General features: G+C 61.9%; 13 protein-coding genes and 1 tRNA gene. 2 read left to right on the forward strand and 12 right to left on the reverse strand.

What is annotated here, in order from left to right; all coding sequences use genetic code 11:
* Positions 1-29 precede the first annotated feature (29 nt).
* From pcnB to KHO30_RS28045, 4 genes are all read right to left on the reverse strand, one after another.
* A complete protein-coding gene (gene pcnB, locus KHO30_RS28030; protein WP_211702951.1) occupies positions 30-1,607 on the reverse strand; it encodes a polynucleotide adenylyltransferase PcnB in 1,578 nt (525 codons plus the stop codon).
* Positions 1,604-2,290 carry a histidinol-phosphatase gene (locus KHO30_RS28035; protein ID WP_093644659.1) on the reverse strand — a complete coding sequence of 229 codons (687 nt, stop codon included), beginning with the start codon at positions 2,288-2,290 and terminating at the stop codon, positions 1,604-1,606. The genes pcnB and KHO30_RS28035 overlap by 4 nt, the downstream gene beginning before the upstream one ends.
* On the reverse strand, positions 2,283-3,056 hold the full coding sequence (gene hda, locus KHO30_RS28040; protein WP_054040965.1) for a DnaA regulatory inactivator Hda: 774 nt from the start codon (positions 3,054-3,056) through the stop codon (positions 2,283-2,285). Before hda ends, KHO30_RS28035 begins: the two co-directional genes overlap by 8 nt.
* Before the next feature lie 104 nt (positions 3,057-3,160).
* Positions 3,161-4,237 (reverse strand): AI-2E family transporter, encoded by a 1,077-nt coding sequence (locus KHO30_RS28045; RefSeq protein ID WP_093644661.1) that lies wholly within the window; start codon positions 4,235-4,237, stop codon positions 3,161-3,163.
* A gap of 157 nt (positions 4,238-4,394) precedes the next feature.
* Between KHO30_RS28045 and purM the strand changes: the two genes are divergently transcribed.
* Positions 4,395-5,462, forward strand: a complete 1,068-nt coding sequence (purM, locus tag KHO30_RS28050; protein WP_211702952.1) for a phosphoribosylformylglycinamidine cyclo-ligase — start codon at positions 4,395-4,397, stop codon at positions 5,460-5,462.
* A 72-nt stretch (positions 5,463-5,534) separates the two neighbouring features.
* Here purM and miaA read toward each other — a convergent pair whose 3' ends face one another.
* Together miaA and mutL are read right to left on the reverse strand one after the other, a co-directional pair.
* Positions 5,535-6,491, reverse strand: a complete 957-nt coding sequence (miaA, locus tag KHO30_RS28055) for a tRNA (adenosine(37)-N6)-dimethylallyltransferase MiaA (RefSeq protein WP_211702953.1) — start codon at positions 6,489-6,491, stop codon at positions 5,535-5,537.
* A 43-nt stretch (positions 6,492-6,534) separates the two neighbouring features.
* Complete coding sequence (gene mutL, locus KHO30_RS28060) at positions 6,535-8,580, reverse strand: DNA mismatch repair endonuclease MutL (protein WP_211702954.1); 2,046 nt, start codon at positions 8,578-8,580, stop codon at positions 6,535-6,537.
* 273 nt (positions 8,581-8,853) lie between these two features.
* Here mutL and KHO30_RS28065 point away from each other — a divergent pair, with 273 nt between their 5' ends.
* On the forward strand, positions 8,854-9,528 hold the full coding sequence (locus KHO30_RS28065) for a DedA family protein (RefSeq protein ID WP_093644667.1): 675 nt from the start codon (positions 8,854-8,856) through the stop codon (positions 9,526-9,528).
* Between the two features lie 169 nt (positions 9,529-9,697).
* Here KHO30_RS28065 and KHO30_RS28070 read toward each other — a convergent pair whose 3' ends face one another.
* The 6 genes from KHO30_RS28070 to tolB form a co-directional block, all read right to left on the reverse strand.
* On the reverse strand, positions 9,698-10,510 hold the full coding sequence (locus KHO30_RS28070) for a mechanosensitive ion channel family protein (protein WP_211702955.1): 813 nt from the start codon (positions 10,508-10,510) through the stop codon (positions 9,698-9,700).
* A 193-nt stretch (positions 10,511-10,703) separates the two neighbouring features.
* Positions 10,704-11,075: a hypothetical protein gene (locus KHO30_RS28075; RefSeq protein WP_200619347.1), complete on the reverse strand. Its 372-nt coding sequence runs from the start codon at positions 11,073-11,075 to the stop codon at positions 10,704-10,706.
* Positions 11,076-11,508: 433 nt separating this feature from the next.
* Positions 11,509-11,584 (reverse strand) — tRNA-Lys (locus tag KHO30_RS28080).
* A gap of 199 nt (positions 11,585-11,783) precedes the next feature.
* Positions 11,784-12,533, reverse strand: a complete 750-nt coding sequence (gene ybgF / locus KHO30_RS28085) for a tol-pal system protein YbgF (RefSeq protein WP_093644671.1) — start codon at positions 12,531-12,533, stop codon at positions 11,784-11,786.
* A 19-nt stretch (positions 12,534-12,552) separates the two neighbouring features.
* Complete coding sequence (gene pal, locus KHO30_RS28090) at positions 12,553-13,062, reverse strand: peptidoglycan-associated lipoprotein Pal (RefSeq protein ID WP_035552920.1); 510 nt, start codon at positions 13,060-13,062, stop codon at positions 12,553-12,555.
* 32 nt (positions 13,063-13,094) lie between these two features.
* Positions 13,095-14,387: a Tol-Pal system beta propeller repeat protein TolB gene (gene tolB / locus KHO30_RS28095; RefSeq protein WP_093644673.1), complete on the reverse strand. Its 1,293-nt coding sequence runs from the start codon at positions 14,385-14,387 to the stop codon at positions 13,095-13,097.
* Positions 14,388-14,488 lie beyond the last annotated feature (101 nt).

Below are 14,488 nucleotides of genomic sequence, written 5' to 3' on the forward strand. Positions count from 1 at the left end.
ATCGTTCGACGGCAATAGCCAACGCTGTGTCAGTCTTCGTGCGGGCCGTCATGACCCGCATCGCTGGCTGTGCGTTCGGCTTGCGTGCCGCCCTCCATTCCGTCGCCCGGTTTGCGGCTCCTCGCGCCACTGCTGCGCCGCCGTCGTTTTCTGGGGCTTCGGTCCTTCCCGCCTTGCGTGAGCAATGTCTCACGCGCAGCGACGTCTCCTTCGATGAACTCCGTCCACCACGCTCCGACCGACTCTTCGAGTTCGCCCGATTCGCAGCGCAACAGGAGGAAATCATACCCCGCTCTAAATCTTTGGTGTTCCAGCAGCTTCAGCGCGCTTCTTCCCGAGCGTTTCTCCAGGCGCAGCTGCAGACCCCAGATCTCGCGCATATCCGACGAAAAGCGCTTGTGGATCGCGAGTTTCTCGGTTTGCATGTCGAGGACTTCGTCCATCGCGCGATGCAGGGCAGGCACCGGATACTCACCGTTCGCTTCAAATTGCTGCCAGCGCGTCTGTACGTCGTGCCACAGCAGCGTGGCGAACAGGAAGCCAGGTGAAACGGGCTTGCCGCCGCGTACGCGGGCGTCCGTATTGGTCAGCGCGAGCGTGATAAATTTCTCGCCGATCGGCTGCTCCAGGACCACGTCGAGGAGCGGCAGCAGACCGTGATGCAAGCCTTCCTGGCGCAGACGTTTCAAACAGGCAAGCGCGTGGCCCGACAGCATCAGCTTGAGCATCTCGTCGAACAGACGCGCGGCCGGCACGTTGTTGATCAGATCGGCCATTTTGGCGATCGGTGCGCGGGTCGTGTCTTCGATCTCGAACTCGAGCTTGGCGGCAAAACGCACCACGCGCAGCATGCGCACTGGATCTTCGCGATAACGCGTGGCCGGGTCGCCGATCATGCGCAACAGACGCGCGCGCATGTCGGCCATGCCGTTGTGATAGTCCAGCACGGTTTGCGTGGCCGGATCGTAGTACATCGCGTTGATCGTGAAGTCGCGGCGCGTGGCGTCTTCGTGCTGCTCGCCCCAGACGTTGTCGCGCAGCACGCGGCCGCTGGCATCCACCGCGTGCGTGCGGCGGTCGAGCTCGTCGCGCTTCAGGCGGCGCGGCGGCGCCGCGTCGGCTGCGGGCGGATCGACCAGCGCGCGGAACGTGGAGGTTTCGATGATTTCCTGGCCGAACTGCACGTGCACGATCTGGAACCGGCGGCCGATGATGCGCGCGCGGCGGAACAGCTTCTGCACCTGTTCTGGCGTGGCGTCGGTTGCGACGTCGAAGTCTTTCGGCTTGATGCCGAGCAGCAGATCGCGCACCGCACCGCCGACGATAAACGCGCGATGCCCCGCTTCCTGCAGACCCTCGGTGACGCGAATCGCGTTCCTCGAGATCAGCGACTGATCGATGCCATGCACGTCGTGCGGAATGATGACTGGCACGTCGGGGTCCCGCACGGTTTTGGCGGCCGGGCGCGCCGGTTTGCGGCGCGCTTTGGTGGCGCTGGACGCGTTGCGTGCCGGCGCCTCGCCGGCTTCGTCTGCTTCGGCGGGCGGGGTGTCGTCAGCGGGCGCCGGGTCCTGGCCGAATAGCTTGCGGATAAGTTTTTTGATCACGAGGGTTGAAAGAGTTCGAGGATGCGCCAGCCTTTGGCCTGCGCATGGGCGCGCAATGTGTCGTCGGGATTGGTCGCGATCGGATCGGTGACCTTTTCGAGCAGGGGGATGTCGTTGTGCGAGTCGCTATAGAAATAGCTGTGCTCGAAGTCGCTCCAGGTTTTGCCGAGCGATGCCAGCCACGCCTCGGTACGGACGATCTTGCCTTCCTTGTAGCTCGGCGTGCCGGTGGGGCGGCCCGTGTACGGCGAATGCGGCTGGCCGTCGACGGTTTCCGCTTCGCAGGCAATCAGCGCGTCGACGCCGAACGCCTGCGCGATCGGACGGGTGATGAATTCGTTGGTTGCCGTGACCACACAGCAGAGATCGCCGGCTTCACGGTGCTCCCTGACCAGCTCCAGCGCGACCGGAAAGATCGCCGGCTTGATTACTTCATGCATGTACTGCGCGTGAAGGTCGGCGAGCTCGGCGCGCGTGTACTTGGCGAGCGGCGTGAGCATGGCGATCAGATAAGCGTGAATGTCCAGCTTACCGGCCTTGTAGTCGGCGAAAAAGCGGTCGTTTTCACGAGCGAAGTTTTCGGCGTCGACCATGCCTTGTTTCACCATGAAGCGGCCCCATTCGTGGTCGCTGTCGGTGGGAATGAGGGTGTGGTCGAGGTCGAAGAGTGCGAGGTTAGCCATGGGGGCCTATTTTACTTGAAGCGGCGGCGGGGGACGCGGATGAGGCGGATGAAGGCGGCGCGGCTCGCCGATCGTCGGCGTCGGGCGAGGCCAGCATGGTGCGCAGGAGCGGCAGCGTAACCGCGCGTTTCTGTTCGAGCGAGAAGCGGTCGAGCGCGTCGAGCAAGGCCATCAGACTCGGCATATCGCGGCGAAAATGCGTGAGCAGGTAGGCGGGGACGTCGTCGGCGAGCATGATGCCGCGCTCGCGCGCCGCGTGTTTCAGCACCGCGGCCTTGCCTTCGTCCGGCAGCGGCGCGAGGTGAAACACGAGGCCCCAGCCGAGGCGGGTGCGCAGATCCTCGCGTACCGTCATGCCGATCGGTGCCGCATTGCCTGCGGCGACGAGCGCGCTGGTAGGATGTGCGCGCACTTCGTTGAACAGATTGAACACGGCAATCTGCTGTGCCGCAGACAGGCCGTCGCAATCGTCGATCGCATACAGCGCGACGCGCGGGTCGAACGTGAAAGCGGCGAGGCTGCTTTGTGGACCGGCAAAACGTGCATGACCCGGCGGCGCTTCGTGGACCAGCGCCTGCAGCAGATGCGTGCGCCCGCTGCCGGCTTCGCCCCAGACATAGAAGGTGCGATCGGCCACTGGCCCGGCCGCGAGCGCGTTGTCGAGCTCGCGCAGCCGCGTGACCAGCTCGGCGTTGGCGCCGGCGAAGAAATTGTCGAATGTCGATGGCGGCGGGGTGCCGAGATCGAGCGTCAGTTGACGAAGCACAGTAGGTTAATGCCGAAAATGAGGCTTAGGCCGCAAATGGCCCGGATCGCGGGCCCTAAAACGTCCCTAAACAGTCAATGAGCAGTCAATGAGCAATCAGTGACTCAGTTGTTGTAAAGCGTGCTCGTCAGATAGCTTTGACGCAACTCGCGCATGGCTACCGACAGAATGGCGCTGACCGGCAACGCCAGCAACACACCGAAAAAGCCGAACAGCTGCCCGAACGCGAGCAACGCGAAGATTACCGCGAGCGGGTGCAGGCCGATCCGTTCGCCGACGAGGCGCGGCGTGAGATAAAAGCTCTCCACGATCTGGCCGACGCCGTAAATCAGCGCGACCGCGCCGAAGCCGTACCAGTCGCCGAACTGCAGCAGCGCCGCGAGGAGCGCCAGCGCCAGACCGGTTGCAAAACCGATGTACGGGATGAACACGGCGAGGCCCGTGAAAATACCCACCGGCAGCGCAATCTCGAAGCCGGCGATGGTCAGCGCGATCGCATAATAGACCGCGAGTACGCCCATCACGAGCAGCTGGCCGCGCAGGTATTGCGACAGCATCTGGTCCATGTCGCGCGCGAGTTGCAGCGTCTTGTCGAGCCAGCGGCGCGGCACCGTGCTCTGCATGCGAGCGAGCATGCGGTTCCAGTCGTACAGCAGATAAAACAGCACGAGCGGCACCATCACGAGATTGCCGACCACCGTCATCATCACGTTGCCGCTGGTGCGAACGGAGGTCCATACGTAGAGCGCGACCTGCTGCGCGCTGCCTTCGAGCTGGCCCATCACGAGATCGCGGATGCTGGCGAAATCGAGCGAGTCGGCGAGGCCCAGCAGCGCCAGCTTGGGTTGCAGCCAGGCGCTCACGTGGGCGAACAGCACGGGCACCTGCTGTTTCAGTTGCGGCCCTTCTTTCTGGATGACGGCCAGCACCAGCAGTACGAGCAGCGTCATCAGCAACGAGAACAGCAGCATCATGAGCAAGGCGGCGAGTCCGCGCGGCACGCGCCGGCGCACCATCCACGCGACGCCCGGTTGCAGAATGTACGCGAGAATGGCGCCCAGCAGGAACGGTGTGAGGACCGGGCTCAGGAGCCAGAGCAGAATGCCGACGACTAGCGCGATCGCCAGCCAGATAAAGGCGCGGCGCTGCACAGGTGTCAGGATCGAGGAGTTCTGTTGCAAAGTTATTTCCCTGGTGTCGTCGTGACCGGAGGATTCAGGATGATTCAAATTCCAGCCAGCCGGCCGGCAACTGTATGGGATCAGAGTAAGCGCCGAAGCGCCAACTCTGGTCGGCATCGGGTAAAATCGCATTTTACCGACCTTCGAGCGCTTCCCCATGAATCAACCGAAATCCGCCCCGAATTCAACTGATTCGGCCCAAGGTTTGTCGTATCGCGACGCTGGCGTGGACATCGACGCAGGCGACGCCCTTGTCGACGCGATCAAGCCCTTTGCCAAAAAGACGATGCGCGACGGCGTACTGGGTGGCATCGGCGGGTTTGGCGCGCTGTTTGAAGTGCCGAAGAAATATAAGGAACCGGTGCTGGTTTCCGGCACCGACGGTGTCGGCACCAAGCTGCGCCTCGCATTCCAACTGAACAAACATGACACCGTCGGCCAGGATCTGGTGGCGATGAGCGTGAACGACATTCTGGTTCAGGGCGCTGAGCCGCTGTTCTTCCTCGATTATTTCGCCTGCGGCAAGCTGGACGTCGGTACCGCGGCAACGGTCGTGAAGGGTATCGCGCATGGTTGCGAACTGTCGGGTTGCGCGCTGATTGGCGGCGAGACGGCTGAAATGCCGGGTATGTATCCGGACGGTGAATACGATCTGGCCGGTTTTGCGGTCGGTGCGGTGGAAAAGAGCAAGATTATCGACGGCAGCACGATCGCCCCCGGCGATGTGGTGCTGGGCCTGGCCTCCAGCGGCATCCATTCGAATGGTTTTTCGCTGGTGCGCAAGATCATCGAGCGCGCACAGCCGGATCTGAATGCGGATTTCGACGGCCGCTCGCTGGCCGATGCGCTGATGGCGCCCACGCATATTTATGTGAAGCCTTTGCTGGCCTTGATGCAGCAGATCGCTGTGAAGGGTATGGCGCATATCACCGGCGGTGGTTTGGTCGAGAACATTCCGCGCGTTTTGCGCGAAGGTCTGACGGCTGAGCTGGATCAGGGTAGCTGGCCGATGCCGCCGCTGTTCTCGTGGCTGCAGAAGCACGGTGGCGTGGCGGATGCGGAAATGCACCGCGTGTTCAATTGCGGGATCGGCATGGCGGTCGTGGTTGCCGCTGCGGATGCTGACGCTGCGATCGCGTCTTTGTCGGCGGCTGGCGAGCAGGTGTGGAAAATCGGCGTGATTCGCGAAAGCGCGGCCGGCGAAGCTCAGACGGTAGTCGTCTAACCAGCCCCTGCTTGACTCAAGGTTTGTTTGCCTGCGCGGCGTACAGAAAGAACGCGTCGCGCGGGTAAAACCTCAAATTAGCTCTTCAATCAAGCTCACGACCTGCCCGGTAGCATTGGGGTCGCAGCAATCAACAACAACCCGCTCTGTCATGCTGCGTAACCACGTGAGCTGCCGTTTGCACAATTGCCGGGTAGCAAACACCCCCTTATCCCGCATGGTCGAGTAATCGACCGCTCCGTCGAGATATTCCCAGGCCTGCCGATATCCCACGCAGCGCATGGACGGCATCTCGGGCAACAGATCGCCACGTTCGCGCAATTTCACCACTTCGTCGATAAAGCCGTCGGCCAGCATGGCGTCAAAGCGCTTTTCGATGCGCGCATGCAGCCAGCTCCGTTCGGAAGGCTCGAGCGCAATGGGCACAAAGCGCCAGGCCAAAGCGGCGTCGTCCGTTCGAGCGGGCGCGGCCAGCAAAGCGGACATCGCTTGCCCCGTCAGCATGAAAACTTCGAGCGCGCGTTGAATTCGCTGCGAATCGTTCGGCGCCAGACGCGCGGCCGTAACGGGGTCGACAGTGGCAAGTCGCGCATGCATTGCGGGCCAGCCTTCGCGTGCGGCATCGGCATCGAGTGTCGCGCGCACGTCGGCATCGGCGCCGGGCAGGTCGTTTAGCCCTTGCGTGAGCGCCTTGTAGTACAGCATCGTCCCGCCGACCAGCAAGGGCAGCCGGCCACGCGCACTGATCTCGCCGATCAGGCGCAACGCGTCACTGCGAAATTCCGCCGCCGAATATGCGTCCGTCGGATCGACGATGTCGATCAGATGATGCGGCGCCACCGCCCGTTCTTCCGCAGTGGGCTTGGCGGTGCCGATATCCATCTCGCGATACACCAGCGCTGAATCGACACTGATGATTTCTACCGGGCGCCGCGCGGCCAGCGCCAGCGCGGCAGCGGTTTTACCGGATGCGGTCGGGCCGAGCAGGCAAGGGATCGGCGTGGGTGTGCGTGAAATGCTTGAGGTCATGGGCAAGACGGCGCGCACCAAATCAACGTAATCAGGCGCACCGTCATTGCCCACGCATGAACAGCCGATCGAGATCGGACAGCGTCAACTGATACCACGTCGGACGCCCGTGGTTGCATTGGTCGGCGCGCTCGGTCGCCTCCATCTGGCGCAGCAGGGCGTTCATTTCGTCGAGCGTCAGACGCCGGTTCGCGCGCACCGCGTGATGGCAGGCGAGCGTGCCGAGCAGTTCGTGCTGACGCTCGGTCAATACGCGTGAGCCACCGAACGCGTGCAGGTCCGAGAGGACCGCACGGGCCAGCGCCTGCAGATCGGCGTCTTTCAGCAAGGCGGGCACGGCGCGGATCGCGAGCGTAGTTGGCGACAGTACGGCGAGGTCGAAGCCGAGTGCGTCCAGCGTGTCGCGCTCTTCTTCGACTGTGCCGATTTCGATCGGATCGGCCTGCATGGTTTGCGGGATCAGCAGCGGCTGCACGGCAATCGTGCGATCGGCTAGCGCGTTCTTGAACTGCTCGTACAGGATGCGCTCGTGCGCGGCGTGCATGTCGACAATCACGAGGCCATGCGCGTTCTGCGCGAGCACATAGATGCCGTGAATCTGGCCGAGGGCAAAGCCCAGCGGCTGCTCGTCCGAGACATTGAACGCAGGCGATGCGTATGGCGCTGCGGTGTTGTACAGGGACGGCGCGTCCGTAGCCGAGTCGCGCGCTTCGAAGAGCGTAGCGCCTTCCGCTGTGCCGGTGTTCGTGTCTCTACGGCCGAAAAGGGCGTCGTAGAAGGCCAACGGTTGGGCAACCGGTAGCGTGCCTTGTGTCATGCGCGCCTGGCGCATCCAGGTATTGCCCGGTTGCGAGGATCCGGATCCGCTAGCAAAGCCGCCGCCCAGGCCGCCTACGCCTGCACTGGTGCCAAAGCCACCGCCGCTTCCAACGCCCGCGCCGCCGAGCGGTGTAGCGCCGAACGAAGCCGGACCACCCAGAGACGCTTCCAGATGCGCCGCGTGCCCACCGGCGGTCGTTTCCGGCGACGCGCCCGCGTGCCGCGCCAACGCACGCTGCACGGCGTGGAATACGAACTGGTGAATCGAGCGTGAATCGCGAAACCGCACTTCGATTTTCGACGGATGCACGTTCACATCGACCGCTTCTGGCGGCAGATCGAGAAACAGCACGTAGGACGGATAGCGGTCGCCGTGCAGCACATCTTCGTAGGCGGCGCGCACGGCGTGCGTGAGCAGCTTGTCGCGCACGAACCGGCCATTGACGAAGAAATACTGCTGATCGGCGCGTCCGCGGCTCGCGGTCGGCAAGCCGGCGCAGCCGTAGACGGCGAGGGGTCCAGCGGATTCGTCGAGCGGCAAATGAGCCGTCGCAAAGGTCTCGCCGAGAATCTTGGCGACCCGCGCGGGCGGTTCGCTGGCGTTCCAGTGTTCGACCGCCTTACCGTTGTGTAGGACCGAAATCGCCACATCCGGCCGCGCCAGCGCAGCGCGGCGAATCTGTTCGAGGCAATGGCCGAGTTCGGTCTGCTCGCTTTTGAGGAATTTGCGGCGCGCGGGCGTGTTGAAGTACAGCTCGCGGACTTCGATCGTGGTGCCCTGGGTGCCCGCGGCGGGGCTGAGCACTCCGGTCTGCGCGTCGACGCGCACGGCGTGCGGTGCGTCGGCCGTGCGGCTCGTGATGGCCATCTGCGCGACGGATGCAATCGACGCCAGCGCCTCACCGCGAAACCCCAGCGTGGCAACCGCTTCCAGTTCGGCGAGCGAGCGGATCTTGCTGGTCGCGTGACGCATCAGCGCGAGCGCGAGCTCGTTTTCGGGGATGCCGCAGCCGTCGTCGGTGATAGAGATGCGTTTGACGCCGCCTTCGTCGAGCAGGATGCGCAGCGTCTGCGCGCCGGCGTCGAGCGCATTTTCCAGCAATTCCTTGACCACCGAGGCCGGCCGCTCGACCACTTCGCCGGCGGCAATCTGGCTGATCAACTGATCGGGCAGGGGCTGGATCGCCCGCAACGGGCGTGGGACGGGCGCTGCGGCGGAAACTGCGGCCGCGTCGGCGGTGCCGGCAGGCGTTTCGGAGAATTCTGACATGGCGAAATTATAGCGATTCGGCGCGAACAGGCTGGATGCGGGCCGAAGGTAGGAATCGCCGCGGTCTTGCGGCCGGGGACCACAGAACTGCCGAATCGCTGCGCGGCGCCGAAATTGCCCGCATGCGGCAGTTTTTTAATCGCAGCCGGGCACTTTCGGTATCATGACGCGGTCAATTTCCGGCGGCGAGCACGCGCTCGCTGCGCATCGCCCGCAAGGCTGCTGACGCGGCCGCTCCCGCCACGCTCACATTCGCTTAATAAAGGACGCTTTTTGGACACGCTGCTACAGTTCGCCAACCTTGTCTTGCACATCGACAAGTTTCTGGGAGTCTTTATTCACGAGTACGGCGCCTGGGTCTACGCGGTGCTGTTTCTGATCGTGTTCTGCGAAACCGGGCTGGTCGTTCTGCCGTTTTTGCCGGGCGATTCGCTGCTGTTCATCGGTGGCGCTTTTTGCGCGACCGGCGAGATGAATCTCGGTTTGCTGATCGTGCTGCTGCTCATCGCTGCGGTCGTCGGCAACACGGTTAATTACATGGTCGGGCGGTCTATCGGGCCTCGGGTGTTCAATTCGCACATCCCTTTCCTTGAACGCTTCCTCGACCGCAGTGCGCTGCAGAAAACTCATAACTTCTACGAAAAACACGGCGGCAAGACCATCGTGCTGGCGCGTTTCATTCCGGTGGTGCGGACTTTCGCCCCATTCGTGGCGGGCGCGTCGGAGATGACGGTTAGCCGGTTCCAGCTTTTCAATATTCTGGGTGCGCTGCTTTGGGTGTTGTTGCTAGTGTTTCTCGGTTACTTCTTTGGCAACATTCCGTTCATCCGTCAGTATTTGAACCTGATCGTGCTGGTGGGTATCGGCGCGGCCGTGGTGCCGGTTGTGCTCGGCGCGGTATGGAAGATGACACGTAAGAACGCCGCGGCCAAGCCGGGTAGCCACTAACGCTTCACCTAGTAAGAAGCTGAACGAACAAACGGCGTCGCGAATCTCGCGACGCCGTTTTCGTTTTGCGCTCTGGCGTCTGATCGGTTGAAGCGCTGAGACAGCGAAGAACGCTTCACCTTAGCGGACGTCGGGCTGGATCTAGAGACCTACTAAACCCCGATCATGCTCAACTGACGATGCGCGGTGCAATCGGTGTTTCCGGTGTCGGATAGCCTGCATCCTTGAAGGTCTGGATGATCGCGCGGTTGGTGTCGAAGTAGACCTGCCAATAGTGGTCGGTGTGCGTGTAGGGCCGCACGCACAGTAGCGGTCCTTCTGGCGTGAAGCTTAGTACTTCGATATCCGGTGCGGGACTCTCGGCCACGTTGGGGATCTGCGTAACAGCCGCCTTCAACCGGACCATCGCATCCGTAGGATCGACGCCGTTCGCAATCTTCGCGGTCAGCTCGACGCGCCGCACCGGCAATGCGCTGTAGTTCGAGATTGTGTCCGAAAAGATCTTGTTGTTGCCCACAATGGTTACCACGTTGTCGGGCGTTACGATGGTCGTGCCGAATAGCCCCAGTTCCGAGACCGTGCCCGTGACGCCGCCCGCCATCACGAAATCCCCCACCTTGAACGGCCGCAGCACCTGCATGAAGATGCCTGCCGCGAAATGGGCGAGCAAGCCGCCCCACGCCGTGCCGATTGCAAGGCCGAGGCCGGCGAGCAACGCGGCGAACGAAGTAGTCTGGACGCCGAACACCTGCAGGATTGCAAGGATCAGCAGCAGGTTCAGCAGTGCGCCGAGAATCGAACCGAGGTAATGAGCGAGTGTTGGATCGACGCGGCCGTTTTTCGACAACAGTTTGCGAAGCAAGCCGGTGATGAGGCCAATGACCCACCGGCCGACGATCCACAAGACAATTGCGCCGAGTACCTTGGTGCCGAGGTCGATGCCTCGGGTCATGATGAATACGCGTACGGTTTCGAGATCCAAGATGTTCCTCGCTGGTTGAGTTGCCTTCGACTGATTGAACGGCGGTAGTGCAATACAGCGGCAAATGCCCGGCGACGGGCGCACACGGTAAATCTCGGTCTTCGAAAGTTATACGCGACGGCGCGCGCAACCGCAAGGTCCGTTCCTGTTGATGATGCGGATTGCGTAATGGAAGAAAGCGGGCTGCGTGGGCTTACATCGGCAGATGAGATTCGGAATACGGGGACGTTCGAATGACCAGCGTGTTGTGGTTAGTTTTGACGGTGCGCGCGCGACGTGCCACGTAGCGCGACGCCAATGCGGCAATGGCTGCAAGCGCATACGCGCCGGCGCGTTCGAAGAACGCGGTAGGCGTGCTGAATCTGCCGTAGCGGCTCTGCGCATCGGCGAACACGAGGAAGGTCAGCGCGGCGTCGAGTAGCAAGGCGGCAGAAACCAGCGCTACGAAAATGTGCGCGCCATTGAGCGCAGCGCTGGGTACGAGCCGGTTGCACAGATGACATGCGCTCAGCACGATAGCGAGCAAAACGAGGTTTGAGACGAGGTCGAACAGAAAATTGGTCATGTTGACGGAATGAAAGCGCAGAGGTATGTGGCGTTGCCAAAGCGTTTGCTCACGCAGCGTTGCAGCGTGATTCGCAGAATCGGCGGCGATCATTGCACGTCTTTATGTCTCAATAAATATCAATGTTCGGAGTCCGTTGTATCTGTTCAGGATCGGAGAGGCGTGATGTAAGAGAGGTCTCGTGGTTGCGTGAGGTTTTGTGATTGACGCTGTGAGAATGCTTCGCGCGCGTGTAAAGGGTGCGGCGATATCGTTTCGATTTCACCGATTTCGCTCATCACTCAAACGGCGTTTTCGCGACGTCATTCGGTCGGGGTGATGCGAGCGATACGGTGTGAACGGTGAGGGCGTGATTCGCCCGGACCTCGCGCGGATTCGAGCCGCAAAAAGAAAAGGGCTTGCGACGCTGACGCGTGCAAGCCCTTGAATCTTTTGGTAGGCCGTACGGGATTCGAACCTGTGACCAACGGATTAAAAGTCCGCTGCTCTACCAGCTGAGCTAACGACCCAAAAGAGAAGCGAGATTATAGCGATGACACCCGCAGGTTGTCAACCCATGGTGGTGGGTCGAATTTTCTGCACTTCAGATAGTGAAAAGCCCAAGGTATCGCTACCCTGGGCTTTCCAGCGAGAGGCGCGCGTGACTATTGATTTGAAGACTGCGTGGCCACTGCGCGTTACATCAACTGCCAAACCTTGTACGACTGACTACTTGATCTGCGACAGCTTGCTCTGAGCCGACTGCGCGACGTCCGTGCCGCTGTACTGCGCAACGATCTGCTCCAGCGTCTTCTTGGCCGCAGCCTTCTGACCTTGCTCGAGCTGATTGTTCGCAATCGCGAGCAACGCTTCCGGCGCACGTGGATGCTGCGGATACTTGGCCACCACACCTTGCCAGGTCGCCGTCGAGCCCTTGTAGTCACGCAGCGCGTACAGCGCGTTGCCGAGCCAGTACTGCGCGGTCGGCTGGTAGGGGCTGTTCGGAAACTTGGCGATGAAGCTGCGGAACGACGCCGCCGCATTCTTGAAGTCGCCGTTGCGGAACTGCTGTGAAGCCGCGTTGAACGAATCGGTTTCACCCGGCTGCACCTCACCCTGGACGCCGTCCACCGTCTGTTGCTGCGGCTCGAATTTCTTCAGGCGCGTGTCCAGGTCGGTGTAGTAGTCCTTCTGCTGTTTTTGCAGCGTGGTGAGTTGGTTGCCCATATCTTCGTTCTGCCCACGCAACGTCGCGACCTGCTGATTCAGCTGATCGAGGCGGTTGGACTGATCGAGGATCGTGCGTTGTGCGGCCGACAGCTGGCTCGACAGGCTATCGGTCTTCGAGCGCAGATCGAGAATGGCCTGACGGGCCTGATCGTCGTCGAAGATGCCTGCATGCGCGGGCACAGCCGCGAAGGCCGTGCCCGCGACGCAGGCCGCTGCGGCAAACCGCAGCCAGGAGAAACGATGCGTCATTCGGCTCATCACCTGTTACTTACTGTTGGTACACGAGGTCGGCGCGGCGGTTTTGTGCCCACGACGATTCGTCATGACCGGTAGCTTGCGGCTTTTCCTTGCCGAGGCTCACGGCTTCCATTTGCGAGTCCGTCACGCCCATCAGCGACAGCGAACGGCGAACCGCTTCTGCACGCTTCTGGCCGAGTGCCAGGTTGTATTCGCTGGTGCCGCGTTCGTCGGTGTTGCCCTGGATCAGGACGTGACGTTGCGGATGGCTCTTCAGGTATTGCGCGTGTTGTTGCAGCAGCGATTGATAGTCGTCCTTGACCGAGTAGCTGTCGAAGTCGAAGTAGATGCTGCGCTTGGCGAGCGGGCTGTTCGGATCGTTCAGCGGATCGACGTTGACCTGAGCGACATCGGTCGGATTCGGTTGCGTCGAAACTGCGCCACCCTTGTTAGCGTTTTCGTCGAGCTTGACGCCCGAGTGACATGCGGCCAGCGCACCGACCATCAATACGGCAAATGCGAAACGAAGTTTTGACATCATTTTGTTACTCTCCTTGTGTTGTTGCATGAACGTTACTGCATAAACGGGCCCCAGGATGGCTCGCGTACGCTGCCACCCTGAACGGACAGGACCTGCCGAGTGCGACCGTCGGTCGATACTGCGGCCAACACGCCACGGCCGTTCACCTCTGTGGCGTAAAGAATGTACTGACCGTTCGCCGCGAAGCTCGGCGATTCGTCGTGTGTGGTGTCCGTCAGGCCCGTTGCCGTGTTGCCTTGCAGGTCCTGGATATACAGCTTGAAGCCGCCGCCGACGCGCGAGATATAGGCGAGTTGCTTGCCGTCCGGGCTCACGCGCGGGCTGGTGTTGTAGCTGCCCGTGAAGGTCACGCGTTGCGCGGCGCCGGCGTTTTCTCCTTGGGCCGACATCTTGTAGATCTGCGGTTGACCGCCGCGGTCGCTGGTGAAATAGATCGACTGGCCGTCAGGAGAGAAGCACGGTTCGGTGTCGATCGAACTGCCTTGCGTCAGGCGCCGCAGGCCGCTGCCGTCTGCATTGACGGCGAAAATCTGTGTGTTGCCGGTGCGTGAGAGCGCGACGGCCAGCGTGCGGCCATCTGGCGACCATGCCGGCGCACTGTTGTTACCCTTCTGGTCCGATACGACCACGCGCCGGCCCGTAGGCAGGTCGTGGATGTAGACGATCGGCTTCTTCTTTTCGAACGAAACGTAAGCGACCTTGGTGCCGTCAGGCGACCATGCCGGCGAGATGATCGGCTCGGGGCTCGACAGCGCGATGTGCGCGTCCTGGCCGTCCGAATCGGAGATCTGCAACTGATAACGGCCACCGGTCTTGATGACGTACGAGAGGCGCGTGGCGAACACGCCGCGGCCGCCCATCAGTTTCGCGTAGATATAGTCCGCGACTTTGTGCGCACTCATGCGCAAGCCGCTTTCCGGGCTCACCAGCACGAGGCCACCCAGGCTTTCGCCCTTGACGGTGTCGTACAGCTTGAAGCGCACTTCGTACTGGCCGTTCGGCAAGCGGTTCACGCTGCCCGACACGAACGCGTTGGCGCCCTTGGCCTTCCAGCTGCCGAGGTCGACGGAATCGGTTTCTGCGACGGGCGTGCTGCCCGCGTCGATATTCGTGAATTTGCCGCTGCGTTGCAGATCCTGACGCACGATCGTACTGACCTGCTGCGGCGAGTTCGCTTCATTGGCGAAATTCGCCGTTGCGATTGGAAACTGGGTGGACCCGACGCCTGTCACGAGGACGTTGAGTTGTGCGTGGGCGGCGCCGCCGACGGCGATCAAACACGATGCTACAAGTGTCCGCAGGCCTAGCTTGGTCATCAAACTCATGCTGAATGGTTTCCCCAAAAACGGTTTTACTAACACTTCATGACAGCAGAGAGACCCGAAAACATCTAATTCGTTCCCGGGCGCGCCGCGCTGGGCGGGGC

The organism is Paraburkholderia aspalathi, from assembly GCF_905220735.1.
Lineage (GTDB): Bacteria > Pseudomonadota > Gammaproteobacteria > Burkholderiales > Burkholderiaceae > Paraburkholderia > Paraburkholderia aspalathi.

What these genes read in the sequence shown, in the direction of transcription:
- miaA (WP_211702953.1), bottom strand. Translation starts at nt 6,491, where the DNA reads ATGACCTCAAGCATTTCACGCACACCCACGCCGATCCCTTGCCTGCTC.
- mutL (WP_211702954.1), bottom strand. Translation starts at nt 8,580, where the DNA reads ATGTCAGAATTCTCCGAAACGCCTGCCGGCACCGCCGACGCGGCCGCA.
- ybgF (WP_093644671.1), bottom strand. Translation starts at nt 12,533, where the DNA reads ATGACGCATCGTTTCTCCTGGCTGCGGTTTGCCGCAGCGGCCTGCGTC.
- tolB (WP_093644673.1), bottom strand. Translation starts at nt 14,387, where the DNA reads ATGAGTTTGATGACCAAGCTAGGCCTGCGGACACTTGTAGCATCGTGT.
- purM (WP_211702952.1), top strand. Translation starts at nt 4,395, where the DNA reads ATGAATCAACCGAAATCCGCCCCGAATTCAACTGATTCGGCCCAAGGT.
- pal (WP_035552920.1), bottom strand. Translation starts at nt 13,062, where the DNA reads ATGATGTCAAAACTTCGTTTCGCATTTGCCGTATTGATGGTCGGTGCG.
- KHO30_RS28075 (WP_200619347.1), bottom strand. Translation starts at nt 11,075, where the DNA reads ATGACCAATTTTCTGTTCGACCTCGTCTCAAACCTCGTTTTGCTCGCT.
- KHO30_RS28035 (WP_093644659.1), bottom strand. Translation starts at nt 2,290, where the DNA reads ATGGCTAACCTCGCACTCTTCGACCTCGACCACACCCTCATTCCCACC.